This is a genomic window from Glutamicibacter soli (assembly GCF_052322135.1).
In the GTDB taxonomy this organism is placed as follows: Bacteria; Actinomycetota; Actinomycetes; order Actinomycetales; family Micrococcaceae; genus Glutamicibacter; species Glutamicibacter soli.
The window spans coordinates 1,576,759-1,593,437 of record NZ_CM125969.1 but is presented as its reverse complement, the minus strand read 5'-3'; the positions used below and the strand labels follow the sequence as shown (position 1 = coordinate 1,593,437).

Below are 16,679 nucleotides of genomic sequence, written 5' to 3'. Positions count from 1 at the left end.
CGATCCACGAAGGCCCCCGGTCACATTCGCGACCGGGGGCCCTTGCGGTACCACCAAATTCATGATGGCAAGATGGTGGCTTTTCCAGTTCCAATGAAAAACCACATTTACTCAAAACACGTTATCGACGGAAAACCGACCTCAGTGTTCCGAGTCCCTCAAGTTCGATCTCAACGATGTCGCTGGCGTTGACTAGTCCGACGCCTGCAGGAGTGCCTGTCATGATGACATCGCCGGGAAGCAAGGTGAAGGCTTCGGACGCCCGCGCAACGAGTTCGGAAACAGGCCAAATCATGTCCCGCGTGGAACCGTCCTGGCGGACCTCGCCATTCAGGCGCGTGGTGATCGCTACGTCGTCCGGGTCTTTCAGTTCGGTTTCGATCCATGGCCCGAGCGGGCACGAGCCATCGAATCCCTTGGCCCGGGCCCACTGCGGGTCGGTGCGCTGGGCGTCTCTGGCAGTGAGGTCGTTGGCGATCGTGTATCCGAAGATGACGTCGCTGGCCTTTTCTGCTGGCACATCCTTGCAGATCCGGCCGATGACAACCGCAAGCTCGCCTTCGAAGGAAACCTCTTGTGAAAATCCGGGAAGGGTTACCGGCTCTCCGTGTCCAACGACTGAAGTATTCGGCTTCAGGAACATCAGTGGTTCCGGAGGCACCTCGTTGCCTAACTCCTTGGCGTGTTCGCTGTAGGTGCGACCGAATCCGACGACTTTGGATCGCGGAATAATTGGCGCCACCAGCCGAACATCGTCCAGCTGGTGGACAGCACCAGTGGTCTTAATGCCTTGGAAGAACGGATCCCCCGCAAGTGCATGAATATTTTCTCCGTCGACGACACCGTAAAGAGGGTCGCCGTCAACTACAAATCGTGCAATGCGCATTTCTAAACCCTAACTTGCTCTGCCCCTGCTTGGCACACAGCGACAGCTTACTTTCCGTTGATGAATGCGTTCAGTTCTTCTTCCGTCATTTCGCGGAACTCTAGGTCCGGGAATCCTGCGGGATTGTTGCTTTGCCAACGCCACATGTCGCCCACCATCTGCTCCAACCCACGTTCGGCCTTCCACCCAAGATCAAGACGGGCTTTCTCGGCATCAGCGTAATTCTCAGCGACATCACCCGCACGCCGTTCCACGATCTCGTATGGCACCGGTCGATTCGAAATGCGTGCGAACGCTTCGATGACTTCCAGCACGCTGGAGCCAGCACCCGTACCCAAGTTCCAAACATGCGCGCCCTTGGACTCCTGCAGGTAGTTCAGAGCTGAAAGGTGGCCTGCCGCGAGGTCCATTACATGGATGTAGTCCCGAACTCCGGTCCCGTCTGCAGTGGGATAATCGCCACCGAAAACATAGACCTTTTCTCGCACGCCGACGGCGACCTGGGCCACGAACGGCATGAGGTTATTAGGGATACCCTGGGGATCCTCTCCGATCTCGCCGGATTCATGCGCGCCGACAGGGTTGAAATACCGCAAATTCGCGATGGACCATCGCGGGTCTGAGACCGCCAATTCCTCGAGCATTTCTTCGATGTGGAGCTTCGTGCGGCCGTATGGATTCGTAGCACTCCGAGGTGTTGATTCGACGAGCGGCAAAGCAGTCGACTCGCCATAGACAGTTGCAGATGAACTGAAAACAAGCGTCCTGCAGGCAACAGATTCCATCGCATCCAAAAGATTCAGCGTACCAGTAACATTGTTGCGGTAATAGCGAAGGGGCTGGGATACGGACTCACCTACAGCCTTCAGCCCAGCGAAATGAATCACGGCGTCTGGCCGCAGGGCTTCAAAAATGGAGTTCACTGCAGAAGCGTCAAGCAAATCAATGTTGTGCAGCTCTGGTGCTCGCCCTGCAAGCTGAGTAACTCGTCGAATCGACTCCGGTGATGAATTGCTGAAGTTGTCGATGATGGAAACGCGGTAGCCTTCCTGCAAAAGCAGAAGGACGGTATGCGAGCCAATATATCCAGCTCCACCGGTAACCAAAACGTGCATGCCGAAGTCCTCACTTAAAACGAATTAGCTGTGCAATAAGCATTGCACAGCCAATTCTACGTTTATCTTCCGCTATCAGACCAAACGCTCCAGCCATCCATGACGGTCTTCAACCGTTCCACGCTGGATGCCAAGCAGTTCTTCGCGGATCGACATGGTGACATCGCCAGCCTTGGCGTCTTCGTCACCGATCAGCTCGTTACCGTTCTTCAGAACACCGATCGGGGTAATCACAGCTGCGGTACCGCAGGCGAAGACCTCGGTGATCTCGCCGCTGGCAACGCCTTCACGCCATTCATCAAGGGTGATTCGGCGTTCCTCGACTTCCATTCCCCGGTCCTTGGCAAGCTGGATTACGGACGAGCGGGTAACGCCTTCGAGGATGGTTCCAGTCAGTGCAGGGGTGACCAGCTTGTTCTCCCTGGTAACGAAGAACACGTTCATTCCGCCAAGTTCCTCTACCGCATTGTCATTGAACGGGTCAAGGAACAGAACCTGCTTGCAGCCATTGTCTTCAGCTTCAAGCTGGGCCACGAGCGATGCCGCATAGTTTCCGCCGCACTTGGCGGAACCGGTTCCACCTCGGCCTGCACGTGCATAGTTTTGGGATACCCAGATTGCCACAGGCTTCAGCTCTCCACCGAAGTAGTTACCTGCCGGCGATGCGATGACCCGGTAGGAAACTTCGCGTGCTGCGCGAACGCCCAGGAATGCCTCGGTGGCAATCATGAACGGACGAAGGTAGAGCGCCTCGCCATCACCTGTTGGAACCCAGTCGATATCGGATGCCACGAGCTTTCGCAGCGACTCGACAAATACGTCTTCGTTAAGCTGAGGCAAGGCGAGACGTGCCGCCGATTTGTTCAGTCGCGCTGCGTTTGCATGGGGACGGAACGTCCAAACGGATCCGTCCTCATGACGGTAGGCTTTCAGGCCTTCAAAGATTTCCTGGCCGTAGTGCAGAACGGAGGCCGCCGGATCCATCGCGATGGGGCCGTACGGTTCGATGCGGGCGTCATGCCAGGTACCGCCATGGCCTTCACCGTTGGCCGACCAGTCAATGACCGCGGTGTGGTCGGTGAAGAAGTCCCCGAAGCCCGGGTCGGCAAGAATCTTGGCCCGGTCCTCGGCGCTTTTGCGGTTCGTTGAGAGATTTTCGGTGAATTCCATCTAACCTTGGACTTCCTAATTCATGTACGAGCAACGGGTGTCCCACAAAGTTGCGGAACACCCGTTTGTGGATTAGCTACCGGATACATCCGTACCGGGAACTTCCCTTTTAGCTTATGCCAGCAGGGCTACAATTGCATCGCCAATTTCGCTGGTGGTGCGGCGATCGGTCAATTCCTGACGTGAAGTGATCTCTTTTTCAACTGCCTGCTCGACAGCCTTCGATTCTTCAGACAGCCCCAAATGATCAAGCATCAAGGCAACGGACAGAATCGCCGCGGTCGGGTCGGCCTTTTGCTGGCCGGCAATGTCTGGGGCGGAGCCATGTACCGGCTCGAACATCGACGGGTAGGTTCGGGACATATTGATGTTGCCACTGGCCGACAAGCCGATGCCACCGGTGATGGCGCCTGCTTGGTCTGTCAAAATGTCGCCGAAAAGGTTGTCCGTGACGATGACGTCGAAGCGGGCAGGGTCGGTGGTCAGGAAGATGGTCGCGGCATCCACATGCAGGTAGTCGTGCGTCACCTCAGGGAACTCCTTCGCCACAGCTTCCACGGTCCGGCGCCACAGGTGACCGGCGTGAACCAACACATTGTGCTTGTGAACCAAGGTCACGTGCTTGCGCTCCCGGCGCGAAGCTCGCGCAAACGCATCTCGAACGACACGCTCGACGCCAAACGCCGTATTCACGGATACTTCAGTGGCGATCTCGTGCGCAGTGCCCGTACGGACAGACCCGCCATTGCCCACATACGGACCTTCGGTACCTTCGCGCACCACTATGAAATCGATGTTTCCCGGGTTGGCCAGAGGACTTTCAATGCCAGGATAAAGCTTCGACGGGCGCAAGTTCACGTAGTGATCCAGCGAAAAGCGCAGCTTCAGCAGCATTTCACGCTCAATGAGCCCGGAAGGAATACGAGTATCACCAGGAGCGGCGCCTACCGCTCCGAACAAGATGGCGTCGTGCTTCTTGAGATTCTCCAGCGTCTCCTCGGGCAGGGTTTCACCGGTTTCGAGCCAATGTTCGGCACCCAGCTTGTAGTTGGTCAGATTGACCTCGTTCTCGCCGCCGTTGGTGACGAAGTTCAAGACCTTGACGGCCTCTGCGACGACTTCTGGTCCAATGCCATCCCCAGGAATGACTGCAATTTCAAAAACTTTTCCCATGGGTCCAAGCCTACCGAACAGAGTCCAACATGTGAGAGCTCATCTCAAATTATGAGAAATGGTGAAATCTCAACTTTAAAACCTCAAACTCCAGGATGAGGTTCCCCCATGCACAGAGCACTAAAATAAGATGATGTGCGCTATTTCGCTCAGGCTAGAGGTCGCGTGCACTCGGCACTTTTCACGAACTTCAGAGGCGTAGTTGATTTTTTCAAACCCGCACCGCCGTATTGATCGGTGGATTCGCGAAAATTCCGGCAAAGTCGATTTTGCAACGGGATTGGCTTTCACGCTGCTATGCCTTTTGCTGACGGCGACCATCGGCTTCAGCAGTTCCCTGCTCATGACTCTTTCGCTCGTAGCCATCTCCTTGATGCAAACTGCGCCCCTCATGATGCGCCGCGCCAAACCATGGGTCGCGACGCTGATCATCACGTTCGGACATCTACTTCAGCTGGCCTTCGGCGGACTGGTGCTGCCGTCCCAGCTGTCGGTTCCGATCATGGTCTACACGATGGCTGTCTATGGAAAGCGCTGGCAATCATTTACCACTTTGGGGTTCGGACTGTTGGGAGCACTTCTCGCGACCTTGAGCATGTTCAACAGCGGTAGCTCGCCGACCGGTGGATTCACGTTCATCAGTTTCGACACAATGATCTCGTTCGTGGGCCTGGCGCTCGTGGTCACAGTCTCTTGGACCTTCGGCGACCTCGCCCGCAACCGGCGCCTGACCATGAAAGCATTGCAGGACCACGCGGATCGACTTGAAAAAGAGCGAATCATCGAACGCGACCTGGCTGCCGCTGATGAACGAAACCACATTGCACGTGAAATGCATGACATCGTCGCGCATTCCTTGTCCGTAATTATCACTCAGGCGGACGGCGCCCGCTACGCCGCCGTCAACGATCCGGAAATAGCGATCACCACCCTGAAAACCGTCTCCGATACTGGACGTGCGTCTCTCCGCGAAATGCGCCGCCTGCTGGGCGTCTTGCGCAAGGATGAAGAGGTTGAGAACCGCCCCTTGCCGGCCTTGGCCAATATTCCGGATCTTATCCAGAACGCTGAAACTGCCGGGCTGAAAGTTCAATTCAGTTACTCAGGCTCACCACGAAAAGAACTGCCAGCTGGCGCAGAGCTAACCGCCTATCGAAGCGTGCAGGAGGCACTCACAAACGTAGTTAAGCATGCAGGGCCGAACACCGCCGCCTCGGTACAACTAAATTGGACATCTCGGGGATTGAACCTCGTTATTGAAGACAATGGCCGCGGTGCCGGCTCCTTGACCTTCGAGGGGCAAGGCTACGGTTTGCAAGGTATGAGCGAGCGCGTTGCACTATACGATGGAACCTGCAAGGCCTCTCCGCGAACCGGCGGAGGATTCATAGTTTCTGTATTCATTCCCTACTCGGAGGACTAACGCTCGATGACGTCAGGCACCACAATCAAGGTCGCGCTTGTTGATGATCAGTTGCTGGTACGCAGTGGATTCCGAATGTTGATCAATTCCCAGCCGGATATGGAAGTCATCGCCGAAGCAGGCAACGGACGCGAAGCACTCGCAACACCCTCCTTGCAACAAGCGGATGTCATCTTGATGGACGTGCGGATGCCGGAAATGGATGGGATACAGACCACCGAGCGCCTGCTGGACCCCGCGAAGAAAGCTGCGGACGGACCTAAGGTAATTGTCCTGACGACTTTCGACATGGACGAGTATGCACTGAGTGCCATTCAAGCAGGAGCCAGCGGATTTCTCCTCAAGGACGCTCCTCCGGAGGAGTTACTCGAATCGGTGCGTACGGTCAACCGCGGAGACGCAGTCATCGCGCCCTCAACGACACGGCGTTTGCTGAACCATATGGCACCCATCTTGAAACGGACTGTGGCGCAGGCTGATAACTCCCTAATATCAGCGGTGGAGTCGCTCACCCCACGCGAACGTGAAGTCTTCGGACTCATCGCAGAGGGGCAATCCAATCCTGAAATTGCCGAAAGGCTTTTCCTGTCGGAAGCAACCGTTAAGACGCATGTGGGCCATATCTTGGCAAAACTTGGCGCACGGGATCGAGTCCAGGCTGTGGTCATTGCTTACCAAACCGGGGTGGCCAGCCCTTAAATCGGAAACAAGTCAAAAGCGACTGCGGCACTATTCTAAACGATTGATAGGAATAGTGTCGCAGCCGTTTTAGCACGATGAACGAAGCTTACTTCTCTTCCTCATAGCGAGGGAACACCGGGGCCGGGGCCGGTAGTTCGGTTCCGGGAACCAATGAAGTTCCGTAGTTCTCGAAATTGCGGGCTGACCCTTCGCCCACCGCGAGCACATTGAGCAGGGAGGTCATGGCTTGGGGAAGCACCGGCTGGAGCAGGATAGCGACTTGGCGGACAATCTCGATTGTCACGTAGAGTACGGTCTCCATGCGTGCTGGATCAGTCTTCTTGAGCTTCCAAGGTTCCTGCTCTGCGAAGTACGCGTTGGTATCTCCCAGAACATGCCATACTGCCTCAAGCGCTCGACTGAATTCCTGGCGGTCGTAGGCCTCCCGGTTGATTTCCAACAGCTTCGCGGCGGCCTCAAGAATCTCGGTATCAGCCGTCAGCAATTCTCCGGGAGTTGGCACCAGTCCCCCGCAGTTCTTGGCTATCATCGACAGCGAACGCTGAGCAAGATTACCGAAGTTGTTCGCCAAGTCACCATTGATTCGAGCAACGATGGTTTCGTGGTTGTAGTTTCCATCGGCACCAAATGGTACTTCACGCAAGAAGAAGTACCGAACCTGATCCAAGCCATATCTGGTAACAAAATTTTCAGGGGAAACGGTGTTGCCCAACGACTTGGACATCTTAACACCGTTGTTATGCAAGAAGCCGTGGATCATGACTCGCTTGGGAACCGGCAGCTTCGCGGACATCAAGAACGCCGGCCAGTAAATGGCGTGGAATCGTGAGATATCCTTGCCGATCACGTGGACGTCCGCTGGCCAGTACTTCTGGAAGGAGGCCGACTCGACATCTGGAAAGCCAACGCCGGTCAAGTAGTTCGTCAAGGCATCCACCCACACGTACATAACGTGCTTCTCGTTGCCCGGCACCGGGATTCCCCAGTCAAAAGTGGTGCGTGAAATGGAAAGGTCGGTTAGACCGCCTTCTACGAAACGGACAACTTCATTGAAACGGGAACGAGGTGCGCCAAAGTCAGGATTCTCTTCGTAGTATGCCAACAGCTTGTCCTGATACTTGGAGAGTCTGAAGAAATATGATTCCTCCTCAGTCCAGGTAACTTCAGTGTCGGTTTCCGTAGCGTAGCGAATTCCGTCGTCTCGCACATCGGTCTGCTCTTCGGTGTAGAACGCCTCATCTCGAACTGAGTACCAGCCAGCATACTTATCCAGGTAGATGTCGCCGTTCGCTTCCATGCGGCGCCACAACTCCTGCGCAGCTGCATGATGATCTGCGTCCGAGGTACGGATAAAACGGTCATAGCTCGTTCCAAGCTCATCGTTCATCGCTTGGAAAGCATCCGAGTTTCGCTGCGCAAGCTGGGCAGGGGTGATCCCCTCCTTTTCCGCGGTCTGCATCATCTTCTGGCCATGCTCATCAGTGCCAGTCATGAAGAAGACATCGAAGCCATCCAAACGCTTGAAGCGCGCTAAGGTATCGGTTGCCACTACTTCGTAGGCATGTCCGATGTGCGGTGTACCGTTCGGGTAGGAGATTGCAGTAGTTGCGTAAAAGGGTTTCTGCTGAGAAGTCACGATCTAAATTTACCTTAGTCCCGCCGGGAAAGTTGATTATACAAGGCTCGACAAACGTCACATGAGACGATCAAGGTACTCCCAAAACGCACTACGTAGCACCCGCCGGATCTTTTGCTGGTCTGTTGTCCACTCCCCTAGAACCTGAGCACAGTCTTTTAGTAAAGTCCGGTCAATTTCTAACGGAAGTTGAGGTTTGTCAGCAAGAAGGTCGAGAACTTCCGCCTGGGTAGTTACTGCCAGCCAAGATTCTGCTACCTTGCCGCCAATTTCTTCGGCTGCAGCAAGCTCATTTTGCTCGTAGGCCGCGTTTCCTTGATAGCCTTGTCGGCCTGAGCCACTGGAGTAAATAATTTCTGCAACTGTCTTAGGGTCAGCGAAATTCTGCTGCACAGCTTTTTGCGCCATGACAGCCGGCGTCGGCACCGAAGTTTTTGCGTCGGAGATTCCGCGAACTGAACCGGGAGTTGTCCCAGCAATTAGAGCTGATTTCTCCGAATGGGCTTGGTCCCACTCGATGACTCGAGTAAATACTGAATCTAAAAGTTGGTCAGGGATTGTCTCAATCGCATCAGCGGTCAGCGCCAGATGCTCAGCTACTGAAGCCACTCCCAATCTGCTTTCTGGCTTTTTGACACCAAGGAGTACAACCTTCATCCCGAGGTCCTGCGCTTCTTCAACAGCTTCCGCCAAGTCGTCATCTCCGGACACAAGATAAGCAATAGAAGCAGCCCGAGTTCGCGCAACTCCGACGAGATCCAAGGCTAATCTCAAATCAACGCCTTTTTGTTCGCCGTTGTATGAGATACGACCCAACCGAACTTTGACCCCGGAAATTAGCCCGATTCGCTTGTGCTGTTCGGTAAATAACCCGTCCTTCGAAGCGTCATACCAGTAAACCCGCAAATTGCTCTGACCCGTGTTCTTTTTAACAGTTTGGACTATCCCCCGCACTAGTGACTCGTAGTGTGTGGTGAAAGCGGACCGCAAGGTGGTGCCCGCTGCTCGATGGCCACCTAACGAAAGCAGAAATCCGGCATCGATAAATATTGCTGTTTGGCTTGGCATAGTCTGATCGTACGGTAAGAAGCCGAAACGAACAGACTGGCTCGGGGACTCGGTAGAGTACACGAGAATATGAAAATGCCCGGAGTTCGAAGAATCGCGAACCAAGCAGACCGCATATTACGCAGAATCTTCTCGCAGGACTCCGCCGACGCTCAATGTAAATACCGAGTCCACTAAACTAACCCGGGTATTTCATGACAACGACAGTCATTAACTGAATTAAAAGAAGAAAAGGTGACCTGAACTGGAAAAATAGAAGTTGTCGAAGCTCTAAATCACCAGATCGAGGGATCACCTTTTCTCTAATGGAATTGGCAGGTTTGATACCCGCTGGCAAGATCGATGTCAACCTGTCTCGGCGTGACTCACACCTTTTCTGGCCGTGGGATTTCTTATCCCTGTGCCTTGTCATTGATGTGTCCGGCCTGACGGGTCGGCATCGGTCGGGCTTCTTACCATGGCTGATAAAAGTATGGCCACACCTTGGGATGCGTGCCTCATTAGAGAAGCGCCTGGCAAGAACCCCTCCAGACCGATGCCTCCATAACAGCCGTCAACTGGATCGAGGATTACCGTCATGACTATCGTCGCTGATGAATTCGATTTCTTCATTGGTATTGATCCCCGTGCCCGCACGCATACCTACGCGATCATTAGCACCAGAACTCGAGCACGCACCGCTTGTGGATCGTTTCCGGTGACCGATGCAGGGATGCATCGAGCCATCGCGTGGATTCGACGCGATACCCTGCATCGCGTTTTGGCAGCTGTGGAAGGAACCCGGGCATGTGGAGCATCGATCACTCGGATGTTGAACGGTGAAGGGATTGTTGTGGTGGAGGGGAAGCCGCCGCGCAAGCAGGCACGCGCCGGTGTCGGCAAGACCGATGAAATTGACGCCACAGCAGGTGCCCTGAGCATCCTTGGCACCGAAACCGCGTTGTTGCTGCAGCCGCGCGCTGAGGGCATCCGAGCTGCTATCAGCATCCTGCTGACACGTCGCCGTCGGCTGGACAGACAACGAACCGCAAACCGATTGGGTTCTAACGGTCGTTGCAACACCCTGTCCAAACAGGAGTTGCAACGACCGGGTCCCATTTAACCGACAAACCAGAAACCCCACGTGCCAAATAGGGTCTCTTGGTAGTGATGTTCCGGCGACCTGGTAGGACGAAATCCGGGTACGCGGTAGCGCGATTCCGACTAGTTGGTAGTACCGCACGAAGCACTCCGTAGTGGCTCAGAACCCGGTGAGGGGCTCTGAGCCACTACGCTATGAAGGAGAAGGCTCGGGACGAGCCCTCAGGGAACGGACGGCAAACCTATTCCCAGAAGTCAGCCGACTCCCGCGCCTTCTCATGCTTCAACTTGCGCATGTCAGCATCTCCCAACAGCAGCCATCTCGTGTTGTTCGCCAACCTGTTCACGATGGAATCCCCGGCCACCCGGTCTGGCATCACTTGCACCCAATACGACGGGTCGGTCTGGCTGGCGATCACCGTTGGCAGCCGGTGCTCCCGATCCGCCAGCACGCCGTAAACATCACTGGCGATGTTCTGGTCAAAACCCACCGTGAGGAAGTCATCGACGATCAACAGGTCAGCCTCCCGTAATCTCTCCAACAACGCGTCATGGTCCCGACCGCTCTCGCGCGCGATCAGCAACTTCCTAGCCAGCACGTCCATCCGTATATAGATCACCGAATGCTCGCTGTGGCAGGCGGCTATACCGATAGCGCAAGCAACATAGGTTTTCCCGCCGCCGCTGGGCGCGATGATTAGCAAATTCGTCGGATCATGCCGCCACTGATGCATCGCGTAGCGTTTCATCCGCGCCTCATCGATCTTCCGTCCCGGCCCGTAATGCAGTTCGGCAATCGAGGCCTGCGGCAGCGGAAAGCGAGCTTGCTTGATCAATCGGTCGACCCGGTTCGAACGGCGTGCATCTAAGGAATGCTCCACCGCGGCCATGAACACTTCCTCCGGCAGTAGTTTGTCATTGGCTTCATCCTGAACCAACTCGAAGAACTTCTCGGCAAACACCGTCAGGCGAAGCTCCTTGATTTTCTGGTGATCCTCAATGCTAAGCATTGCGATCACCGAACCCCCGGTAGTGCTGGGCATCGCGCACGAAAACCCCTGGCAGGTCCTTCACCCCGCTCAGATCCTTCACGTTCTGCGGCGCCGGCGGCACGGCGGCGGCCTGCTCCCTGGCTAGGGCCAGCGTCGCCATAACCCGCTTGATCGAGGTGTAGGTGGGATAACCGTTCACGTTCAGCAGCTCCTGGCATGCGTGCTCCAGCAGCGTCTTCTTCTTGCCCAGCTCCGAAAGGATATTGCGGCAGGCCAGAAAGGCTTGAGCCTCGATCTTGCTGCGATCCAGGATCTGCGTGATCACCTGGACCGTGGCCGGATCGAACGCCCTAGCCCCGGCGACGAACCATTCCCTGGACCATAATCCCTGCACCTGCTGATGATGCTCAGGAGCGTGGGCCAGTTCGGTCGAATACTGCCTCGCCGCCCGGTCTTGCGCGCATGCTCGCAGACCTTAACCTGCCCATCAAACATGCTTACTGTGCGCGCGGTCATCCGCACCGAGAGGATCTTCCCTGCCAGCTCATAGGGCACCGAATAATGCTGGTAGTCGCTAGTGACGTGGTAATTCCTGCCCACCTTCAACTGCTTGTATTCCACCGATTCGAACGGATCATCGGGCAATGGCGCCAGCAACGCGGCTTCCTCCGCCTCGAAGAGCTCACGCCGGGTGCTCCCGTTGACCCGGCGCAACCGGTCGTTCAGATCCACCAGCCGCTCATGCACCGCATCATTGAGCTCGTCCAAGCACGACCATGTCTGGGAGGCCAGATAGCCGATGATCCGGGTTTCCACCGCCTGGACCATCCGCTCAACATGCGCCTTGTCGCGGGGGCGATTCTTTCTGGCCGGCACGATAGCGCACTGGTAATGCTCTGCCAGCTGGCGGTACGCTGCGGTCACGACCACCTCGGAGTCCTTGCCTCGACGCCTATGCGTAGCGGTGCGCGCGTTGTCCGGGACGATCAGCTGGGGAACCCCACCATAGAAAGACAGCGCGTTCACGTGCGCCTGATTCCAGGACTCCTGCTTCATCGTGCTAAACGCTTGGCAGAACACCAGCCCGGAATACGGCAAGGACGCCACGAAGAAATAGGCCTTGCAGGTCTGTCCGGTGGCCAGGGCAACCACCGGCAGGGTTGGTCCCGCCCAGTCCACAAACATCGCCTTGCCCGGCTCGTGCTGCAAGGTGGCCACGACATCGGTGGCCGCAGCGAACCGGTTGAAGCGTTCGCAGTACTGCGAATAGCTGTATTTCTTCCCCGTGCTGGTTCCTGCCAGGTAGTTGACCCAGCCTTGCTGCAGGGTGAAGAACCTATTGTGTTTCATCTGTTTGACGACCTGGGCGAACTGCGGGTCCGCATACTGTTCGGAGACCGCTTTGCGCTGGTCCGGGAACAGGTCTTCGATGTCGGTTGCGCTGAGCGCGGCCAGCCGCTGCGGCGTGATGCCAGCGGCGGTCATGGTGCGCTTGGCCGTCGCGACGTCGCGATGCGAGCATCCCACCGAAGCGGTGATCTCGCTGTAGGTTCTGCCCTTGGCCAGCAAGGACATGATGGCGTGGTAATCCACCAAGGTATTTCTCCTTTGAACTGATCGCCGCATGGAATTATGCAACGATCAGGTCAGCCCGTCACGAAAGAGCCCCGGACACTACCATGTATCCAGAACGGCACTACCAGGTCGTCGGAACGGCACTACCCGCTGATGCTATTTGGCAGTAGTGATAGTGCGTGGACTGAATAGCACTTGGGTTCTAACGGTCGTTGCAACACCCTGATCAAACAGGAGTTGCGACGACCGTGTCCCATTTAACCGACAAACCAGAAACCCCACGCCTCACCGGCACCCGCTGTCGAATCCCTGTCTGTCAGGGTTGAGTGAGACCACCGATTCATAGCAAACCACCCTCCCCAGACAGGGCGAGAACAGGACTAACCTCCACCATGAGCATCGCCTCCATCCATGCAAGCAGCGGAACCATGCCGGAGAATGGGACCATGGATTCCACCCAGCCCCGCCCGGAGCAACCGCAGCGCCGCACCATCACCCCGGCCCAGAAGCTCGCCTACCTGCACGGTTACGAACAAGCCATTCAAACCGGCGAAGGCCGCGGCTACCTGCGCGCCAACGGGTTGTATTCCTCGCAGATCGTGGAGTGGCGCAGGCTGAGCGACGCGGGAATCCTCGACGGGAACAACCCCGCCAGCACCGGCAGCGCCGGTGCCACGAAGGGCAAGCTGAGCAAGGAACAAGCCGAAATTGCCCGACTGAAAAAGCAGCTAGCCACCAGCGAGCAGAAGCTGGCCACCACGCAGACCGCCCTGGAAATCATGGGAAAAGCGCACGCGCTCTTGGAACAAATCTGAAAAGAGCGCGGATTCCAAGTAGAAGTACGCAGCCTGCTCACCGACACCTACCAGCAGCTGCTCGGCGGCGGGGTACCCACCCGGCAGGCCAGCGCCCTGTCCGGGGTCAGCCGGGCCACGATGCACCGTCGCCAGCAAGCTGCCCGGGCTCCGCGGCCGGTTGCTGCAGCACCGCGTCCGGCGCCGGCGAACAAGCTCACCGCGCAGGAGGAAGCCCTGATCTTGGAGACGCTGAACAGCGAGCGGTTCATCGACCAGGCACCCGAGCAGATCTACGCCACCTTGCTGTCTGAAGGAACGTATTTAGGCTCGGTCTCGGCCATGTATCGGCTGCTGCGCCGTGAGAAGCAAGTGGCCGAACGCCGCCGGCAGGCCCGGCATCCAGCCCGAAAGGTCCCGGAACTGGTGGCGTACCAGCCTGGTGAGGTGTTTACCTGGGACATCACGAAACTCGCTGGGCCGGCCAAGGGGACCTACTTTGACGCGTACGTAATGATCGATATCTATTCGCGCTACATCGTCGGTTGCCAGGTCCATGCCCGTGAATCCGGGGAATTGGCGCGTGAGTTTATCGCGCAGGTATTCGCCACCGACCAGATCCCCAAGGTGGTCCATGCTGACCGTGGCACGTCGATGACCTCGAAGCCGGTGGCGGCGTTGCTGGCGGATCTGGACGTGCTCAAATCGCATTCCAGGCCGAAGATCAGCAATGATAATCTCTACTCAGATTGTGTCGGGCTCGTGATTATGCTGGGCAAGCGCCAGCGCGAGCCTGTCCAGGCTGGCCACAAAGCTGGTGCAGCTTGAAGTTGGGACAATGCAATGAGTGAGTCATTCTGGTCGACGTTGAAGACTGAATTCTATGACCGGCGCTGATGGGGCTCCCGGGCGGAAGCAAATCAGAAAGTGGCTTGGTGGATTGAGGATTTTTACGACTGTCGTCGACTGCATTCGAACTGGGGATGGTCCCTGCGGTGGAGTTTGAACAGCTTCTTCGAGGCGATCATAAACGTATTGAACGGCACAGGAACATGCTTTCGCTGACCGCCTGACATAAATATCACGCCTCCACTATCGATCGCATGCGAGTCTAGATGCGTCTGTCTGCCGAGCCGGAAGAGCGTCAGCCGAGAACCACCACGGACTGAAGGAAAGCATTATAGCCAAATTCGGCGCCAACAGGGAAAAGTGAAAAATTGCGTCCATCAGCACATCCTTCAGGCCTAGGGCGCCCAGACCGATGCGCTTGAGCAAAGACCCTGCTGCAGAGCCATAACCTACTGATAGATCTGGCTCCTGTTCAAATGTGACCCCTTGGGTAAACAAGGTTGTCCCAGCGTTACTCAATACTGGGACAACCTCAGCCTAAAGAACATCGAGCTAGTCTGCCAAGTTAATCTCACGTGCAACACTGGCACCGATTGCGGTGCCTACAACATCGAGCACGCCATGGGGCAAAGCGGAATCGACATTGATCACGGCAAGCGCCTCAGCACGATTCTCATCGCGTGAAACCTGCATACCGGCAATGTTGATGCCTTGCTCGCCCAACACATTACCCAAAGAACCGACGATGCCGGGACGGTCGGAGTATCGGACAACAATCATGTGATCTGAGATCGGGATTTCGATTTCGTGCCCATTGATGCCCACGAGCTTTTCAATCTGCTTCGGACCGGTCAAGGTACCGGCTACGGCCAGCTGCGCGCCTTCGTTGCTGGAACCCTTGATAGTCAGCTGGTTACGGTATTCAGGTGAATCGGTGGTCTTGATGAGACGAGTTGCTACACCGCGCTGCTCTGCAAGTACCGGTGCGTTGACGTAGGAAACCTGGTCTGAGACAACGTCCATGAATACACCCTTGAGCGCGGACAGTTCCAAAGCCTTGACGTCCAGCTCGGCGATTTCGCCGGCGACAACCACATCGATACTGGTCAACGATCCGGTGGTGAGCGCGTTGAAGATGCGGCCGAGCTTCTCGATCAGCGGGATGCCCGGGCGGACGTTCTCGTCGATCACGCCGCCGGCGACGTTGACAGCGTCTGGTACGAGTTCGCCGGCCAGAGCCAGTCGTACAGACTTGGCGACGGAGACGCCCGCCTTTTCCTGGGCTTCATCGGTAGACGCACCCAGGTGCGGGGTGACGGTGACGTTGTCGAATTCGAAGAACGGCAGATCAGTACTTGGCTCGCTGACGAAGACGTCAATGCCTGCACCGGCAATCTCTTCGTTCTTGAGTGCTTCATACAACGCGTCCTCGTCAACAAGTCCGCCACGGGCTACGTTGACTACGTAGGCGGTGTTCTTCATCTTGGAGAACGCGTCCTTGCCGAGCATGCCCAAGGTTTCAGGGGTCTTCGGCATGTGGATGGTGATGAAGTCCGCTTGGGCCAGAAGCTCGTCCAGGGTGACCAGGGTTACACCGAGCTGGGAAGCTCGTGCTGGAGTCACGTAGGGGTCGTAGGCGATGATATCCATTCCAAAGCCCTGGAGGCGGGCGGCAACCAGTGCGCCGATGCGGCCAAGGCCGATAATTCCGGCCTTCTTCTCAAACAGTTCCACACCGGTGAACGAACTGCGCTTCCATGCTCCACCCTTGAGCGAGGCATTCGCAGCTGGAATACGACGAGCCAGCGATACGATGTGGCCGACAGTGAGCTCGGCGGCCGAGATGATGTTCGAGGTTGGTGCGTTGACGACCATGACGCCGGCCTGGGTGGCCGACTTGATGTCTACGTTGTCCAATCCGACTCCGGCGCGGGCGATGACCTTCAGGTTTTTTGCCGCCGCGATGGCCTCGGCATCAACCTGAGTAGCCGAGCGGACGAGAATGGCATCGACATCCGCGATGGCTTCGAGCAGCTGGGAGCGGTCCGCTCCGTCGGTCTGACGAATTTCAAAGTCGGGACCGAGCGCCGCTACGGTTGCGGGTGAGAGTTGTTCGGCCAGAAGTACGATTGGCTTGTTATCAGACACGGGTGTGGCACCTTTGCGATTTCATTTGGCTGATGCTTTCGTGGTCGCCCCTCAGGATGCAGGCTTCC

General features: G+C 56.6%; 12 protein-coding genes and 3 pseudogenes. 5 read left to right on the top strand and 10 right to left on the bottom strand.

Features of this window, described 5'->3' with window-relative positions; all coding sequences use genetic code 11:
• Nucleotides 1-121: 121 nt before the first annotated feature.
• The 4 genes from ACTX90_RS07535 to ACTX90_RS07520 form a co-directional block, all read right to left on the bottom strand.
• Nucleotides 122-886 (bottom strand): fumarylacetoacetate hydrolase family protein, encoded by a 765-nt coding sequence (locus tag ACTX90_RS07535; RefSeq protein WP_443443710.1) that lies wholly within the window; start codon nucleotides 884-886, stop codon nucleotides 122-124.
• 47 nt (nucleotides 887-933) lie between these two features.
• A complete protein-coding gene (gene galE / locus ACTX90_RS07530) occupies nucleotides 934-2,001 on the bottom strand; it encodes a UDP-glucose 4-epimerase GalE (protein ID WP_443443708.1) in 1,068 nt (355 codons plus the stop codon).
• Between the two features lie 75 nt (nucleotides 2,002-2,076).
• On the bottom strand, nucleotides 2,077-3,171 hold the full coding sequence (locus ACTX90_RS07525; RefSeq protein ID WP_443443706.1) for a branched-chain amino acid aminotransferase: 1,095 nt from the start codon (nucleotides 3,169-3,171) through the stop codon (nucleotides 2,077-2,079).
• A gap of 114 nt (nucleotides 3,172-3,285) precedes the next feature.
• Nucleotides 3,286-4,344: a 3-isopropylmalate dehydrogenase gene (locus ACTX90_RS07520; protein WP_443443704.1), complete on the bottom strand. Its 1,059-nt coding sequence runs from the start codon at nucleotides 4,342-4,344 to the stop codon at nucleotides 3,286-3,288.
• Nucleotides 4,345-4,546: 202 nt separating this feature from the next.
• Between ACTX90_RS07520 and ACTX90_RS07515 the strand changes: the two genes are divergently transcribed.
• Both ACTX90_RS07515 and ACTX90_RS07510 read left to right on the top strand, forming a co-directional pair.
• Complete coding sequence (locus tag ACTX90_RS07515; RefSeq protein ID WP_443443702.1) at nucleotides 4,547-5,767, top strand: sensor histidine kinase; 1,221 nt, start codon at nucleotides 4,547-4,549, stop codon at nucleotides 5,765-5,767.
• A gap of 6 nt (nucleotides 5,768-5,773) precedes the next feature.
• Nucleotides 5,774-6,466, top strand: a complete 693-nt coding sequence (locus tag ACTX90_RS07510; RefSeq protein WP_443443700.1) for a response regulator — start codon at nucleotides 5,774-5,776, stop codon at nucleotides 6,464-6,466.
• Between the two features lie 88 nt (nucleotides 6,467-6,554).
• Here the strand turns inward: ACTX90_RS07510 and metG are convergent, their stop codons facing one another.
• Together metG and ACTX90_RS07500 are read right to left on the bottom strand one after the other, a co-directional pair.
• Nucleotides 6,555-8,105 carry a methionine--tRNA ligase gene (gene metG / locus ACTX90_RS07505; RefSeq protein ID WP_443443699.1) on the bottom strand — a complete coding sequence of 517 codons (1,551 nt, stop codon included), beginning with the start codon at nucleotides 8,103-8,105 and terminating at the stop codon, nucleotides 6,555-6,557.
• Between the two features lie 57 nt (nucleotides 8,106-8,162).
• Nucleotides 8,163-9,173 (bottom strand): NYN domain-containing protein, encoded by a 1,011-nt coding sequence (locus ACTX90_RS07500; RefSeq protein ID WP_443443697.1) that lies wholly within the window; start codon nucleotides 9,171-9,173, stop codon nucleotides 8,163-8,165.
• A 577-nt stretch (nucleotides 9,174-9,750) separates the two neighbouring features.
• Between ACTX90_RS07500 and ACTX90_RS07495 the strand changes: the two are divergent.
• Nucleotides 9,751-10,209: pseudogene (locus ACTX90_RS07495) on the top strand (IS110 family transposase); the annotation flags it as partial.
• A gap of 286 nt (nucleotides 10,210-10,495) precedes the next feature.
• Here the strand turns inward: ACTX90_RS07495 and ACTX90_RS07490 are convergent.
• The 3 genes from ACTX90_RS07490 to istA are packed head-to-tail and all read right to left on the bottom strand — an operon-like array spanning nucleotide 10,496 to nucleotide 12,838.
• Nucleotides 10,496-11,263, bottom strand: coding sequence for an ATP-binding protein (locus tag ACTX90_RS07490; protein WP_443443695.1), 768 nt, complete (start codon nucleotides 11,261-11,263; stop codon nucleotides 10,496-10,498).
• On the bottom strand, nucleotides 11,256-11,570 hold the full coding sequence (locus ACTX90_RS07485) for a hypothetical protein (RefSeq protein ID WP_443443693.1): 315 nt from the start codon (nucleotides 11,568-11,570) through the stop codon (nucleotides 11,256-11,258). The genes ACTX90_RS07490 and ACTX90_RS07485 overlap by 8 nt, the downstream gene beginning before the upstream one ends.
• Nucleotides 11,567-12,838: an IS21 family transposase gene (gene istA / locus ACTX90_RS07480; protein WP_443444003.1), complete on the bottom strand. Its 1,272-nt coding sequence runs from the start codon at nucleotides 12,836-12,838 to the stop codon at nucleotides 11,567-11,569. The genes ACTX90_RS07485 and istA overlap by 4 nt, the downstream gene beginning before the upstream one ends.
• Nucleotides 12,839-13,212: 374 nt before the next feature.
• On the opposite strand from istA, the pseudogene ACTX90_RS07475 reads away from it, so the two are divergent.
• Nucleotides 13,213-14,364: pseudogene (locus ACTX90_RS07475) on the top strand (DDE-type integrase/transposase/recombinase); the annotation flags it as partial.
• 81 nt (nucleotides 14,365-14,445) lie between these two features.
• Nucleotides 14,446-14,687, top strand: a pseudogene (locus ACTX90_RS07470) (integrase core domain-containing protein); the annotation flags it as partial.
• Between the two features lie 328 nt (nucleotides 14,688-15,015).
• Here the strand turns inward: ACTX90_RS07470 and serA are convergent.
• Nucleotides 15,016-16,611, bottom strand: a complete 1,596-nt coding sequence (gene serA, locus ACTX90_RS07465; RefSeq protein ID WP_443443691.1) for a phosphoglycerate dehydrogenase — start codon at nucleotides 16,609-16,611, stop codon at nucleotides 15,016-15,018.
• Nucleotides 16,612-16,679 lie beyond the last annotated feature (68 nt).